At 72.7% G+C, this 13,883-nt stretch carries 12 protein-coding genes; 7 read left to right on the forward strand and 5 right to left on the reverse strand.

What is annotated here, in order from left to right; translation table 11 throughout:
* Nucleotides 1–39: 39 nt before the first annotated feature.
* The gene (locus tag B0675_RS15390) at nt 40–777 is read right to left on the reverse strand and encodes a response regulator transcription factor (RefSeq protein ID WP_081219389.1); all 738 of its coding nucleotides are present in this window, start codon (nt 775–777) and stop codon (nt 40–42) included.
* 112 nt (nt 778–889) lie between these two features.
* Nucleotides 890–1,567, reverse strand: a complete 678-nt coding sequence (locus B0675_RS15395; RefSeq protein ID WP_081219390.1) for a spermidine synthase — start codon at nt 1,565–1,567, stop codon at nt 890–892.
* Nucleotides 1,568–1,933: 366 nt separating this feature from the next.
* On the opposite strand from B0675_RS15395, the gene B0675_RS15400 reads away from it, so the two are divergent.
* The gene (locus B0675_RS15400; RefSeq protein ID WP_081221811.1) at nt 1,934–2,746 is read left to right on the forward strand and encodes a rhomboid-like protein; all 813 of its coding nucleotides are present in this window, start codon (nt 1,934–1,936) and stop codon (nt 2,744–2,746) included.
* Nucleotides 2,747–2,865: 119 nt separating this feature from the next.
* Here B0675_RS15400 and B0675_RS15405 read toward each other — a convergent pair whose 3' ends face one another.
* Nucleotides 2,866–3,531 carry a GNAT family N-acetyltransferase gene (locus tag B0675_RS15405; protein ID WP_081219391.1) on the reverse strand — a complete coding sequence of 222 codons (666 nt, stop codon included), beginning with the start codon at nt 3,529–3,531 and terminating at the stop codon, nt 2,866–2,868.
* Between the two features lie 251 nt (nt 3,532–3,782).
* On the opposite strand from B0675_RS15405, the gene lon reads away from it, so the two are divergent.
* Nucleotides 3,783–6,197, forward strand: coding sequence for an endopeptidase La (gene lon, locus B0675_RS15410; protein ID WP_081219392.1), 2,415 nt, complete (start codon nt 3,783–3,785; stop codon nt 6,195–6,197).
* Nucleotides 6,198–6,348: 151 nt separating this feature from the next.
* On the opposite strand, the gene B0675_RS15415 is transcribed toward lon, so the two are convergent.
* Complete coding sequence (locus tag B0675_RS15415; RefSeq protein ID WP_081219393.1) at nt 6,349–7,167, reverse strand: lysozyme; 819 nt, start codon at nt 7,165–7,167, stop codon at nt 6,349–6,351.
* 280 nt (nt 7,168–7,447) lie between these two features.
* Between B0675_RS15415 and B0675_RS15420 the strand changes: the two genes are divergently transcribed.
* A complete protein-coding gene (locus B0675_RS15420; RefSeq protein ID WP_081219394.1) occupies nt 7,448–7,978 on the forward strand; it encodes a MarR family transcriptional regulator in 531 nt (176 codons plus the stop codon).
* 134 nt (nt 7,979–8,112) lie between these two features.
* Here the strand turns inward: B0675_RS15420 and B0675_RS15425 are convergent, their stop codons facing one another.
* The gene (locus B0675_RS15425; protein WP_081219395.1) at nt 8,113–8,901 is read right to left on the reverse strand and encodes a protein phosphatase 2C domain-containing protein; all 789 of its coding nucleotides are present in this window, start codon (nt 8,899–8,901) and stop codon (nt 8,113–8,115) included.
* A 359-nt stretch (nt 8,902–9,260) separates the two neighbouring features.
* On the opposite strand from B0675_RS15425, the gene B0675_RS15430 reads away from it, so the two are divergent.
* Genes B0675_RS15430 through B0675_RS15445 form a run of 4 tightly spaced genes read left to right on the forward strand, consistent with a single transcriptional unit; the run spans nt 9,261 to nt 13,864 of the window.
* Nucleotides 9,261–12,338, forward strand: a complete 3,078-nt coding sequence (locus tag B0675_RS15430) for a nitrate- and nitrite sensing domain-containing protein (protein WP_081219396.1) — start codon at nt 9,261–9,263, stop codon at nt 12,336–12,338.
* The gene (locus B0675_RS15435) at nt 12,335–12,838 is read left to right on the forward strand and encodes a roadblock/LC7 domain-containing protein (RefSeq protein ID WP_081219397.1); all 504 of its coding nucleotides are present in this window, start codon (nt 12,335–12,337) and stop codon (nt 12,836–12,838) included. Before B0675_RS15430 ends, B0675_RS15435 begins: the two co-directional genes overlap by 4 nt.
* A complete protein-coding gene (locus B0675_RS15440) occupies nt 12,835–13,245 on the forward strand; it encodes a DUF742 domain-containing protein (protein ID WP_081219398.1) in 411 nt (136 codons plus the stop codon). The genes B0675_RS15435 and B0675_RS15440 overlap by 4 nt, the downstream gene beginning before the upstream one ends.
* Nucleotides 13,226–13,864, forward strand: a complete 639-nt coding sequence (locus B0675_RS15445; RefSeq protein ID WP_081219399.1) for an ATP/GTP-binding protein — start codon at nt 13,226–13,228, stop codon at nt 13,862–13,864. Before B0675_RS15440 ends, B0675_RS15445 begins: the two co-directional genes overlap by 20 nt.
* The last annotated feature ends 19 nt before the right edge of the window (nt 13,865–13,883 follow it).

Raw genomic sequence — 13,883 nt, forward strand, 5'->3', positions numbered from 1 at the left:
CCGGCCATGAAGGTCCCGACGTTCCGACGGCGGCCCCGCTCAGGGAGTCGGGGTCTCCAGCGCGTAGCCCACGCCGTGCACCGTACGGATCCGCTCGGCACCGATCTTGCGGCGCAGCGCCTTGATGTGACTGTCCACGGTCCGGGTGCCGGACGCGTCGGCCCAGTCCCACACCTCGGCGAGCAGCTGCTCGCGCGAGAGTACGGCACGCGGGGTGTTCGCGAGGCAGACCAGCAGGTCGAACTCGGTGGGCGTGAGGTGCACGTCCTCGCTGCGCACCCGCACCCGGCGCTGTGCGTGGTCGATCTCCAGCTCGCCGAGGCGCAGGATGCCGCTGCGGGGTGTGGAGGCGGCGACCACGGCGCGCTCGACCCTGCGCAGCAGGACGTGCACGCGAGCGGCCAGCTCACGCATCGAGAACGGCTTCGTCATGTAGTCGTCGGCGCCGACGCCGAGTCCGACCAGCATGTCGGTCTCGTCGTCACGCGCGGTGAGCATCAGCACCGGCACCGGGCGGGCGGCCTGCACGCGACGGCAGACCTCCAGGCCGTCGAAGCCGGGCAGCATGATGTCGAGGATCAGCAGATCGGGCTGCCAGGCCTCGGCCGTGTCCACCGCGGCGGGACCGTCGCCCGCGGTTTGCACGAGGAATCCCTCGGCGCGCAGGCGGGCCGCGATGGCCTCGACGATCGTCGGGTCGTCCTCGACCACCAGCACCCGGCGCTGAGCGCCCTGTGTCGCCGCCGTGCCGTTCTGGGAGGTGTGTGTCTGCTCCATCGCCCGCCCCTGAGTGTGCTTTCCGGAATCCGTGGGGTGATCCCATGACTGCGCTTGACGCTTGAATGATCCGCGTCAGGAAAGCAGAGTACGGGCAGGCAAGGGGCCTCGGCTATCCAGGCCTTACCGCGAGATGCACCACGTCGGGAACGCCCCGGGCAACGGGGATCTCTTCGGTACGGACCCGTTGGAATCCGGCATTCCGCAAGGTTCCTTCAAATTCCGGAGAGGGCTGGGCCGACCACACGGCCAGTACACCGCCCGGCTTCAACGCCCTTGCGCAGCTTGCGAGTCCGGCCTCCCCGTACAGGCCCGCGTTGCCCTCCGTGACCGTCCAGCCGGGTCCGTTGTCGATGTCGAGGCACAGGGCGTCGAACGTGTCGGAGATCTCATTGACGTAGTCGAGGAGATCGTCCTCGACGATCTCGGTCCGCGGGTCGGCCAGGGCCGTCGCCGACAACTCGGCGAGGGGACCCTCGCGGTGCCAGTCGACGATGGCCGGCTCCCGCTCGACCACCGTGATCCGCCCCCAGCGCGCGTCCGCGGCGGCGTGCGCGAGGGAGAATCCGACGCCGAGCCCGCCGATCAGCACGCTCGGCTCCGGCCGTGCGCCCAGGGCGTCGCGGGCGGCGTCCACCAGCAGGCGCTCGGAACGCCCGTCGGAGGTGTCCATCAGGAAGCACCCGTTGGCGATGATCTGGAGCAGCGCCCCGTGACGCCGCAGTACCACCTCGCCGTACGGGCCCTGGCGCCGGTCGAGGACCACAGGCGTGTCGTACGTGGCAGTCATGGCCGCCATCCTGGCACCGGTGCGGGCGCGGAGGGGTGGAATATCCGGGGTGGTGCACCGGTCCGAGGCCCAGGGGATGCCTCAGTGGGCGTCGCCGTCCCCCTCACGCCGCCTCGCTCCGCGCTCTCTGCCTCTCCCTGCCTCCCTGCCTCTCCCCTCTTTTCTTTGCTTTCCGCATCGCGAGGAATCCCGGAGGTGTCCTGAGGAGTTGCTGTGAATCGCCCCGTACGCGCGGTGCCGGTCATGGACGGCGGCTGACGGGGAACGGAGCCTGGGACGCGAGGGAAGGGGTCCCGCACGGTGAACCGGAACAGCGACGGGCGGCACCCGGCCGACGGGACGTCCGCCGAGCGTGGCGTGGCTCGCGTGGAGCGGTCCCTCACCGGTGGCCCGTCGGGACCGGGCGGGACCGGGCCGGGGCTTCTCGGCGGACTGCCCCGGCAGCGGAGCGTGCCGCCGACGACGGGGCCCGGCCCGGCCCCGACGGGGCCGGGCGTGTCCGGACCCACGGTCCAGGCGGCGCGTCTGCCGGTGGCGATCCGGTCCGTCCTCCGGCTCCTGCCCACTCCGCTGGGCACGCCCTTCACGTCCGGGTACGCCCTCGTCCTCGCGGTCACCTCGTACGTCGCGAGCCACGCGGACCCCGCGATCGTCCGCTCCCTGCACCAGGGGTCCAGCACGGACGTCGCGCACCTCGCGCGGTATCCCGTGGCGGTGCTGTTCGCGAGTGCGCTGTGGATCGTCGGCGGATTCCTCTCGCCGTACGCGGCCGGGTTCCTGCTCGTGCTGACCGCGCTGGAGCGGCGGATCGGAGGAGTGCGGGCCGCCGGCGTCTTCCTGCTCGGGCACGTGGTCGCCACGCTGGCCACCGAGGTGCCGGTCGGGCTGGCGGTGTGGGCGGGGCACCTGCCCGGCAGTTCGCTGCACCGTTTCGACTACGGCATCAGCTTCGGTGTCGCCGCGAGCGTCGGCTCCCTCGCGGGGCTCCTCTCGCCGTGGCTGCGGTGGCCGCTGCTGACCCTCTTCGGCTCGGTTCTCGCCGAGGACCTGATCCTGCTCGACGACCCGTTGACGAACTGGGGCCACCTGCTGGCACTGGCCCTCGGCGTCGCCACCTGGCCCCTGGTGCGGCGCGCGGCGCGGGCACGCGCGGTCGCTTCCGGAGCGGTCCGGACCTGACCCACCGGCTTACGGACCCCTCGCCGCCGGCTCCCCTCACCTGCCGAGTCCTTCACCCGCCGGTGTCCCGGCCCACGGGACCGCCCCCGGCACGGCACGGCGCCGCCGTTTCCCGGGCCCTAGCGACGGTCTGCCCCGGTGTACCGCGCGCTCAGCAGCGGTGCCTCCACGCGCCAGCCCAGGGACGCGTAGAGCGCCCGTCCCTCCGGCGTTCCCGCGAGAACGGCGGTCTCCGCGCCCTGCTCCGCCGCCGCCCGGGCGAGGGTGCGCATGACCGTGCGGCCGAGCCCCCGCCGCCGGTGCCCGGGCGACGTCTCGACCTGGTCCACGACGGCCGTCGCTCCCGTCGTGGCGATCTGGCCCCGGGCGGCCCAGGAGCCGTCCGACGCCGTGACCAGGACGCGGGTGACGCCGGCGCGGGACCAGGCGCGCAGCCGGTAGCCAGGGGGGAGGGGGTCGTCCGGACCGGTGTCCTCGGCGGCGGTCAGGGGAGCGGACATCAGGTATCCGGGCTCGGGGTCGGTCCACCAGCCCTCGCCGAGCAGGGGGCGGACGGCCGACGGGTCGGCGAAGACCTTGAGCCAGACGCCGGGCGCGGTCACCGCGTCCGCGACCTTGCGCAGCGCCGCCGCCTCGACCCGGTCGTTCGTCTCCCCGATCACGTGGCGCGTGACGTGCCCCTCCTGCCCGACGTCGATCGTGTAGCCCCACTCCCGGACCACCGGCGGCGCCGCCCCGCGTGAGACGACCCATCCGTCCACCCAGGCCCGCACGATCCTGTCCACCCCTGCCCCCTGTTTCCCCAGCCGTCCCCCGGGCGGTACGCCGACCGGTGATGTAACGGCTCAATGTATTGAGTGACCCTTACGAAGGGGATGATGTCAGGCCCGTCGCCCCCGCGCCACACCTGCCGCGCGGGGGACCCGATTCCGGCGGCCCCCGCGTGATCGCTCACAGCGAACGGCCCGCGGGGAACATTGGGGGACTCCGATGCATTGAGTCGACATAGCTCAACTTGTATGCCGAAGGGAAGATCATGGCTTCGACGTCCGCATCACTCACCCTGCCCGTGCTGCCGCTCGACGACGAGGTCGTGCTGCCCGGAATGGTGGTTCCGCTCGATCTGAACGACGCCGACGTGCGGGCCGCCGTGGAGGCAGCCCAGGCCGCCGCTCGTTCAACGCCCGGCAAGCCCCAGGTACTCCTGGTCCCGCGCATCGACGGGACGTACGCGAGCACCGGTGTGCTCGGCACCGTCGAGCAGGTCGGCCGGCTGGCCGACGGCGACCCCGGCGCGCTGATCCGCGGCCGCGGGCGCGTGAAGGTCGGTGCGGGCACCACCGGTCCCGGAGCCGCGCTCTGGGTCGAGGGCACCCGGGTCGACGAGACCGTGCCCGATCCGCTGCCCGGCCGCGTCACCGACCTGGTCAAGGAGTACAAGGCCCTGGCCACCAGCTGGCTGCGCAAGCGCGCCGCCTGGCAGGTCGTGGACCGCGTCCAGCAGATCGACGACGTGTCCGCGCTCGCCGACAACTCCGGTTACTCCCCCTTCCTCTCCGTCGAGCAGAAGGTCGAGCTGCTGGAGACCGCCGACCCGGTCGCCCGTCTGAAGCTCGCCACCGAGCAGCTCCGCGAGCACCTCGCCGAGCAGGACGTCGCCGAGTCCATCGCCAAGGACGTCCAGGAGGGCGTCGACAAGCAGCAGCGCGAGTTCCTGCTGCGCCGCCAGCTCGAAGCCGTACGCAAGGAGCTGCGCGACCTCAAGGGCGAGGAGGGCGAGGAGGAGTCCGACGACTACCGCGCCCGCGTGGAGGCCGCCGACCTGCCGGAGAACGTGCGGGAGGCCGCCCTCAAGGAGGTCGAGAAGCTGGAGCGGTCCAGTGACCAGTCGCCCGAGGGCAGCTGGATCAGGACCTGGCTCGACACCGTCCTCGAACTGCCGTGGAACGAACGGACCGAGGACCAGTACGACATCCAGGGCGCTCAGGCCCTGCTCGACGCCGAACACGCCGGCCTGGCCGACGTGAAGGAGCGCATCACCGAGTACCTCGCCGTGCGCAAGCGCCGCTCGGACCGCGGCCTCGGGGTCGTCGGCGGCCGGCGCGGCGGTGCCGTGCTCGCGCTCGTCGGTCCGCCCGGCGTCGGCAAGACCTCGCTCGGTGAGTCCGTCGCGCACGCCATGGGCCGCAAGTTCGTCCGGGTCGCGCTCGGCGGCGTCCGGGACGAGGCCGAGATCCGCGGCCACCGCCGTACGTACGTCGGCGCGCTGCCCGGCCGGATCGTCCGCGCCATCAAGGAGGCCGGGTCGATGAACCCGGTGGTCCTGCTCGACGAGATCGACAAGGTCGGCTCCGACTTCCGGGGCGACCCGGCGGCGGCGCTGCTCGAAGTCCTCGACCCCGCGCAGAACCACACCTTCCGCGACCACTACCTGGAGGTCGAACTCGACCTCTCGGACGTGGTGTTCCTCGCGACGGCCAACGTGCTCGAAGCCATCCCGGAGGCCCTGCTCGACCGTATGGAGCTGGTCCGCCTCGACGGCTACACCGAGGACGAGAAGGTCGTCATCGCCCGGGACCACCTGCTGCCGCGCCAGCTGGAGCGGGCCGGTCTGGAGAAGGACGAGGTCGTCCTCGACGAGAGCGCGCTGCGCAAGCTCGCCGGGGAGTACACCCGGGAAGCCGGCGTCCGGAATCTGGAGCGGGGCATCGCCCGGCTGCTGCGCAAGGTCGCGGCCCAGCACGAGCTGGGCGAGCGGGAGCTGCCGTTCACGGTGACCGACGCCGACCTGCGCGGACTCGTCGGGCGCCCGCACCACGTGCCCGAGTCCGCCCAGGACCCGGCCGAGCGCCGCACCGCGGTGCCCGGTGTCGCCACCGGTCTCGCGGTGACCGGAGCGGGCGGTGACGTCCTCTTCGTCGAGGCGTCGCTGGCCGACCCGGAGACCGGCGCCGCCGGTCTGACCCTGACCGGTCAGCTCGGCGACGTGATGAAGGAGTCCGCGCAGATCGCGCTCTCCTTCCTGCGCTCGCACGGCGCGGAGCTCGAACTCCCCGTCGGCGACCTGAAGGACCGGGGCGCGCACATCCACTTCCCGGCGGGCGCGGTCCCCAAGGACGGACCGAGCGCGGGTGTCACCATGACGACCGCCCTCGCGTCGCTGCTCTCGGGCCGGCTGGTGCGCACCGATGTGGCCATGACCGGTGAGGTCTCGCTGACCGGCCGGGTGCTGCCCATCGGCGGGGTGAAGCAGAAGCTGCTGGCCGCGCACCGGGCGGGTGTCACGACCGTGATCATCCCGAAGCGCAACGAGGCCGACCTGGACGACGTCCCGGCGGAGGTCCTGGAGAAGCTGGACGTCCACGCCGTCACGGACGTCCGCCAGGTGCTGGAGCTGGCGCTGGCGCCGGCGACGAACGGCGCGGTGCCGGAGGTTCCGGTGGCGGCGTGACGGACGCCCATCGGAGGGGAAGGCCCGGGTCCCGTGAGGGAGGCCCGGGCCTTTCCCGTGCGCCGGGTGCGGGCCTCGCGATGCGCCCGGTGCGCCCGGTGCTTACGGGGTGGTCGTCCGGGTGACCGCCCCGTACGCACGCCGCCGACGCTCAGCCGTTGGCGAGGGCCACCACGCGGTCCAGGGCTCCGTTGAACCTGTCGTGGTCACCGACCGTCGGGCCGGACGACGTGTACTGCCACATCGTGTAGTAGCCCCAGCCGGCCGGCAGTGTCCCCGGCCCGGTGTCGTACCGGGCGATCCACAGCGGGTTGGCGGCGGCGAAACCGGCGTAGTTGCCGGTGCACTGGCTCCACCAGCTGGTGGCCGTGTAGATCACCGCGTCGCGCCCGGTGCGGGCCTTGTACTGGGTGAGGAAGCTGCTGATCCAGCTGACCATCGCGCTCGGGGTCTTGCCGTAACAGGCGGCACCGTACGGGTTCCACTCGATGTCGAGCGTGCCCGGCAGCGTCTTCCCGTCCTTGGACCAGCCGCCTCCGTGATCGACGAAGTAGTTCGCCTGGACGGCGCCGGTCGTGGTGTCGGGGGTGGCGAAGTGGTACGCGCCGCGGATCATGCCGACGCCGTAGGAGCCGTTGTACTGCTGGGTGAAGGAGGGATTCGTGTAGTACGTGCCCTCGCTCGCCTTCGTGTAGGCCCAGCGGACCCCGCTGTTCCACAGCGTGGCCCAGGCCACGCTGCCCTGGTAGCCGGAGACGTCCACGCCCTCGGTCTGGGCGGCACGGGTGCCGGTGGGCAGGCCGCCCTGGCCGTCGTGGGCGACGACTCCCATGCCCATCCGCGCGGAACCCCGGGCGGGGACGTCCGCGGCGGACGAGGGGAGTGTGGACAGGAGGGAGAACGCGGCGAGCAGGGTTCCGGCCGCGAGCAGGCGCAGGCGGCGGGCCGTTCCGGATCTGTGCACGGGCATGTGCGTGCCTCCGAAGGGCGATGGAGCTCCGCTGGAGCTCGGTGGGGGGAGAGCGCGGACACGCGGGCCTTGGGGAACAGGTCGTCGTTGACCCAGAATGGCGTGCGCATGCCAGCGATATAAGTGCCTGATAAAGAAGCTACGCACGTAGACCGCGGCGTGGGAAGAGGGGCCGGACGCTGCCGTTGGTCTACGCCTGCGAAATACTGGCGGAGCTGCGGTAACGGGCGAGTTCCGGCGGAAACTTTCAGGATCGGGAAACCGAGTCAGGGGTGCTGACGTGCACGATCACGGCAACGGCGACGGGCGTCCGGTCGCGTCCGACGCGTCGGGCCACGGGGCGGACCGGCCCGTGGATCACGGCGACGGGGTGCACGAGTTCCTGTCCCTGGAACGCGAGTTGACGTTGTTCCTGCGCCGGGCCCGCGCCAGCCAGGGCGAGATGGCCCGCGAGGTCCACCCCGATCTGGAGTCCGCCGCCTACGGGCTGCTCGTCCGGCTCGACGAGTGCGGCCGCCAGCGCGCCACCGAACTCGCCGCCTACATCGGCGTCGGCAAGGCCACCATGTCCCGGCAGCTGCGCGCCCTGGAGGAGTTGGGCCTCGTCGCCCGCGAACCCGACCCGGCCGACGGCCGCGCCTGGCTCGTCCACCTCACCGACGAGGGCCGCGGCCGGGTGACCAGCGTCCGCGAGGCCCGCCGCGCCCGCTACGTCCGCCAGCTCGCCCACTGGGACCAGGACGAGGTCGCCGAACTCGCCCGGCTGCTGCACCAGCTGAACTCCGGCATGGAGAAGCACGCCCACGGCTGAACTTCGAAGCGGAGAGGCCCGCCCACGGCTGGACCGGCCGGACGCCGGAAGGCAGGGGTCCGCCCACGGCCGAACTCCCTCAAGGGGAGGCCCGTCGGCGCCGCCCGGCACCGCCCGGCCCGGTCCGGCGTCGCTCACAGTTCCGCGAACAGCACCGTCGCGTCGTCGTGCGTCTTGCTCCGCCGCAGGTGCAGCCGCTCCACCGCGTCCGCGCGCTCCAGTTCCCTGACGCGGTCCACGAGGGACGCGGAGCCCTCCTTGCGCACCAGCGCGAACAGATCGGCCCAGTCGCCCTCGTGGAACTTCTCCACCCAGCGGGTGGGGCCGTCCGTGAGAGCGGCCAGGGCGCGGACCGAGGCGCGGGGGAGCGTGCCCGTCACCGCGCGGGCGGCCACCGCCGGATCCGCCGCCGCCGTGAAGAAGCCGCCCTCCCTGTTGCGGACGGTGGCATCGGCCACCGCGTCCGAGGCGAGGGAGGCGCGCGGCACGCGGGAGAGGCGGTCGTCGAGCAGTGCGGTCACCTCGCCTGCGGGCGATTCCACCAGCAGGGCCGAGTCGGACAGGACCAGATACTCGACCCCGGAGGCGGACCACCGTACGAGGACGACGGTTGCCTGAGGCGTCCTTGGGTGAGAAAGGTCACAGGTCGCGCCGTGCGCGTCGGCCACCCGGCGGATCGCCTCGGCCAGCACCTCCCGCAGCGTCACATCGCCCTGCGAAACGGACAGTTCGAGCAGGGCTCCGCCGAGCCGCGCCGAGAACCAGGCGACCGTGTGCCGGCAGCCGTAGTCGCTCCGGGGCGGAGTCACCCCGTCCAGCACGACCAGTGAACCGCCCTGTCCTGAAGCGGGAAGCCCGACCGATGCGAAGTCCTCATTGGGACGGGCCGGGTCGCCGGGCTCCGTGACGAGTTCAGTGCGCATCACGCCAGTCTGCACGAGCCCTTCACAAGGCTCACGAAAGCCCGGCAACGGTCGCCGAACTCCTGCCGACCACCAGCCCGGAAGCCTGGTTTGGCATGGAATGATCGACTCCGGGAACACGTGGCGGCGAATACTGCCAAAGCCCGGTCCCGACGTCCAACCGGCCCGCCGGGCGGGCCCGTGGCAAGCGCCGCAGGAACTTGCCCGCCAACTCCCCTCCGGGGTTCACTCCTTCGGGTGGCGGGCCGGACGAAGCGGGACCACCGCCCACCGGCACTGGGAGGGTCGGGAGCCGTACCGGGCGGACGCCGCGATCGACGGGACGTCACCCGGGCCCCAGATGGGTACACGAGTCAGGAATGCGAGCACCGGTGCAGAAGACGCGGCCGAGGCGCACAGGCAAGAAGACGGTCTCCACCTCCGCGGAGGGCGGCGCCGTCGGCGACGCCACCGGCTCCACGCGCCGGGGCAGGACCGCCCACGTACGCAACCGGCTCATCGTCGCCGTGGCGGTCGTCGCGGCAGCCATCGCCGGAGCCGGCGCGCCCACGGTGCTGGCCGCCTCGCGGCAACTGAACGACTCCCAGAACCTGGTGACGCTCTCGCAGCGCACCCAGCAGGCCCTCACCCTCGCGCACTCCCTGGCCGACGAACGCGACGACGTCACCTCCTACGTCGCCGCCGGCCGCCCCAAGGCCAAGGCGCCCTCCGAGCAGCGCGGCGCCCGCGTCGACCGGCAGGTCGACGAACTGCGCGCCGACGAGGACGCCCCCGCCGCACTCCTCAAGGACCTGGACGGGATCGCCGCTCTGCGGCGCGCGGCCCTCACCGGCAAGAGTTCCGCCCTCGAAGCGCACCAGGCGTACTCCGAGGCCATCGCCGAACTCCACGCCCTCGCCGAGGACCTGGCCGACCGCATGCCGGCCCGGGCCGGCTCCGGCGCGCACGCGCTCGCCGAACTGGACACCGCCGTCCAGCAGTCCGCCGCCGCCCGCGGCCTGCTCCTCGCGGCCCTCGCCATCCCGCGCACCACGCAGACCGTCGTCGACCCCATCACGGGCCTGGCGACCACCACGAACACCTCCTCGGCCGCCGGCACCAAGCAGCGCGACGCGCTGAGCGGTGCCGCCCAGCAGGCCAGGGTCCGCTCCGACGCGGCCCTCGCCGGCTTTCGGGAGACGGCACCCGAGAAGGCCGTCGCCTCCTACGACTCCACGGTCACCGGCCCCGACGTCGGCTCCGCGGACAAGTACCTGGCGGGCCTCACCGACGAACCGAAACTCGCGGACGACGAACTCGACACCTCCGCGGAGAAGCTGAACGCCGCGCTGTCCGCCCGCATCGACCTGATGCGCGGCGCCGAGTCCTCGCTGAACGACCACCGCACCAAGGACCTCGAACAGCTCCGCGACGACGACGTCACCGCCCTGGAGATCCGCGTCGTCCTCCTCGGCGCGCTCCTCCTCGTCGCGGTCGGCGTCACGATGGCCATGGCCCGCACGCTCACCCGGCCGCTCTCCGTGCTCCGCCGCGGTTCGGCCCGGCTCGCCGCCGACCCCGGCTCCCAGGAACCGGTCACGTTCACCGGCCGCAACGACGAGTTCGCCCAGGTGGTCCGCTCCGTCAACGCGCTGCACGAGCACGCCGCCGCCCTCCAGGAGCGGCACGCCACCCTCGAAGGCGACCGCAAGCACCTCATCGGCCAGCGCCAGCTCATGGCCGACGAGCGCGACAAGCTCCGCATCGAACTCGCCGCGGCAGCAAGTCACTTGGACCAGGTCCGCGGCACCATCCACGGCACCTTCGTCAACCTCGCGCTGCGCACCCTCGGCCTGGTGGAGCGACAGCTCGGCGTCATCGAGGGCCTCGAGGAGCGCGAACAGGACCCGGACCGCCTCGCCACCCTCTTCAAGCTCGACCACTTCGCCACCGTCATGCGGCGGCACAGCGAGAACCTCCTCGTCCTCGCGGGCGCCGAGCACGTCCAGCACCACGCGAGCCCCGTCCCGCTGGTCGACGTCGTACGGGCCGCGGTCAGTGAGATCGAGCGCTACGAGCGCGTACGGATCGCCGCCCTGCCGCCGCACGCCCACCTCGCCGGGTTCGCCGCCGACGACCTCAGCCACCTGGTGGCCGAACTCCTGGAGAACGCCTCGTCGTTCTCGCCGCCCGACCTGCCCATCGAGGTCTCCGGCTGGCTCCTGGAGAGCGGCGAGGTGATGCTCTCCGTGCAGGACGAGGGCATCGGCATGACGGACGAGCGGATGAGCCAGCTCAACACCCGGCTCGCCGACTTCGACCCCGAGGACGCCTACGACCAGGAGAGCGGCGAGGGCCTCGGACTCGGCCTCTACGTGGTGGCCCGGCTCGCCCACCGGCACGGCGTCCGCGTACAGCTGCGCGAGCAGAAGCAGGGCGGGGTGGCCGCCGTGGTCGTCCTGCCGAAGTCCCTGCTCGCGGCCGCGCCCTCGTCCACCGTCCCGGCGCCGGCCACCCGGCTCGCCGGAGCCGCTCCCTCGGTCGCCCTGCCCGGCGCCGACGCGGAGGCCAACTCCAACGTCCTGCGCGGCCGTTCGGTCATCGCTCCGCCCCCCGCCGGGGACGAGGACCCGCTGATCGCCGCGGCCCAGGCCGCCGAACGGGACGCCGGTGACCCCACCCCGGACGGAACGCCCGAGCAGGCCGCCGACCCCGCGCCCGCCTCCGCGCAGACCCCGGTCATCCCGGCGCCCCGCGAGCCGCTCCCGGCCGCGTCCCCGGCACCCGAGGCCACGCCCGAGACCACCATGGAGCTGCTGCTCCCGGACCTCGCGGCGGACACCCAGGACCCGCACCCCGCCGCCCCGGCGGCCGAATCGAGCACCGAGACCCCCGCGGTCGTCGGCGAACCGGACTCCGGCCCCACGCCGGCGCCGTCCGGCACGGACGTCTCCGCCGAGCCGCTGCCCCGCCGCGACGGCACCCGCAGCCCGGCCGGAGCCGCGTCCGGAGCCGAAACCCGCCCCGACGCGGCCCCCGCGCCCTCGGAGCCGCTGCCCGCACCGACCGGCACCGGCACCGACCCTTACGCCATCGGTCCCGACAGCCATGAGCGAGCCCCCGATGAGCGCCCCCGGCTCACCGACAAGGGCCTGCCCAAGCGGACGCCGAAGATCTCCGCCCCCGCCGCGGCGCCGCGCCCCCGGGTGGGCGGCGTGGACGCCGACGCCCTGCGGCGCCGGCTCGGCGGATTCCACCGGGGCGCGGTCGAAGGCCGCCGTGAAGTGGAGGCCGAGATCGCCGACCGGACGGCGGAGACACCCGCCCCCGCGGGACACACCCCGCCGCCACCCGGGCCCACCGCACACGCGCCCGCGGGAACCGCGCCCACCGGGCGCCCGCGCACCGCACAGGACGTAGAAGCATCGGGGGGCACCGTCGAGGAGGCAAGCAGTTGACCGCGCCCAGTACCTTCGGCCTGAGCAGCGAAGCCCGAAACCTGCACTGGCTGTTGACGAATCTCGTCGAGGAGGTGCCGGGCCTCCAGTCGGTCGCGGTCGTCTCCTCCGACGGCCTGCTGCTGCTGTCCTCCGACCCCGGCCGCAACGCCGAGGCCCGGACGGCCGACACCACCCGGCCCGCGGGACCCAAGGGTTCCGCGGCCGACCTCGCCACCATCGTCTCCGGCATCGGCAGCCTCACCATCGGTGCCGCCAAGCTGATGGACGGCGGCGGCGTCAAGCAGACGATGGTCGCGATGGAGGAGGGCAGCCTCTTCGTCATGTCGATCAGCGACGGCTCGCTCCTCGGCGTGCACGGCTCCCCGGACTGCGACATGAGCGTGGTGGCGTACCACATGGCGCTCTTCGTCGGCCGGGCCGGACACGTGCTCACGCCCGAACTGCGCACCGAGCTCCGAAAATCCCTGGAGACCGAAGCGCTCGGGAGTGCCCGATGACCGTGTCGAACGGTGCTCAGAAGCTCCCCGTGCGCGGCGGCGACCGCAAGCCCGCCCGGGTACGCCCGTACTCGCTCACCGGCGGACGGACCCGCTTCGGGCACGTCCTGCTCGTGGAGACCTTCGTGGCCGCGCTGGAGGCCCCGGAGGAACGCAAGGAACTGACGAACGGCTCGCTCGCCACCCGGGTCATGCCCGAGATGCGGGCCATCGTCGAACTCTGCCGCCGTATGCGCACGGTGGCCGAGATCGCCGCCCTCCTCAGGATGCCCCTCGGCGTGGTCCGAGTGCTGCTGAGCGACCTGGCGGACCAGGGAAAGATCCGTGTGTACGGAACAGGTCACGGCCCGGGACAGCCGGACCGCGCTCTGCTGGAAAGGGTGCTGAGTGGACTCCGTCGTCTCTGACGCCGCACCTGGCGTCGCCCCCCTCCTCGACGATGAGGAGAACCTTCAGGCCTGGCAGACGGACCGCACGCGTGCGCCGATCGCCACCAAGATCGTGGTGGCGGGCGGCTTCGGCGTCGGCAAGACCACCATGGTCACCGCCGTCTCGGAGATCACGCCCCTCCAGACGGAGGCGCTGATGACCCAGGCCAGCGAGGAGACCGACGACCTCACGGGGACGCCGGACAAGGTGACCACCACCGTGGCCATGGACTTCGGCCGCATCACCCTCGACGACGACCTGGTGCTCTACCTCTTCGGTACGCCGGGACAGCAGCGGTTCTGGTTCATGTGGGACGACCTGGTGCGCGGCGCGATCGGCGCGGTGGTCCTCGCCGACACCCGCCGGCTGTCGGACTGCTTCCCGGCCCTCGACTACTTCGAGAGCTGCGGTCTGCCGTACGTCGTCGCCGTCAACCACTTCGACGGCAGCGAGCGGTTCGAGCCGGACGACGTGCGCGAGGCCCTGACCGTGCCCCCGCACATACCTGTCATGATCATGGACGCGCGCCGCCGGATCTCGGTCGTCGAGACCCTGCTGGCCGTGGTCGGCCACGCGCTGGAAGTCAGCCCCGAATAGGGACGCCTAGGTCCTAGGA

This window comes from Streptomyces sp. M41(2017) (assembly GCF_002078175.1).
Classification (GTDB): domain Bacteria; phylum Actinomycetota; class Actinomycetes; order Streptomycetales; family Streptomycetaceae; genus Streptomyces.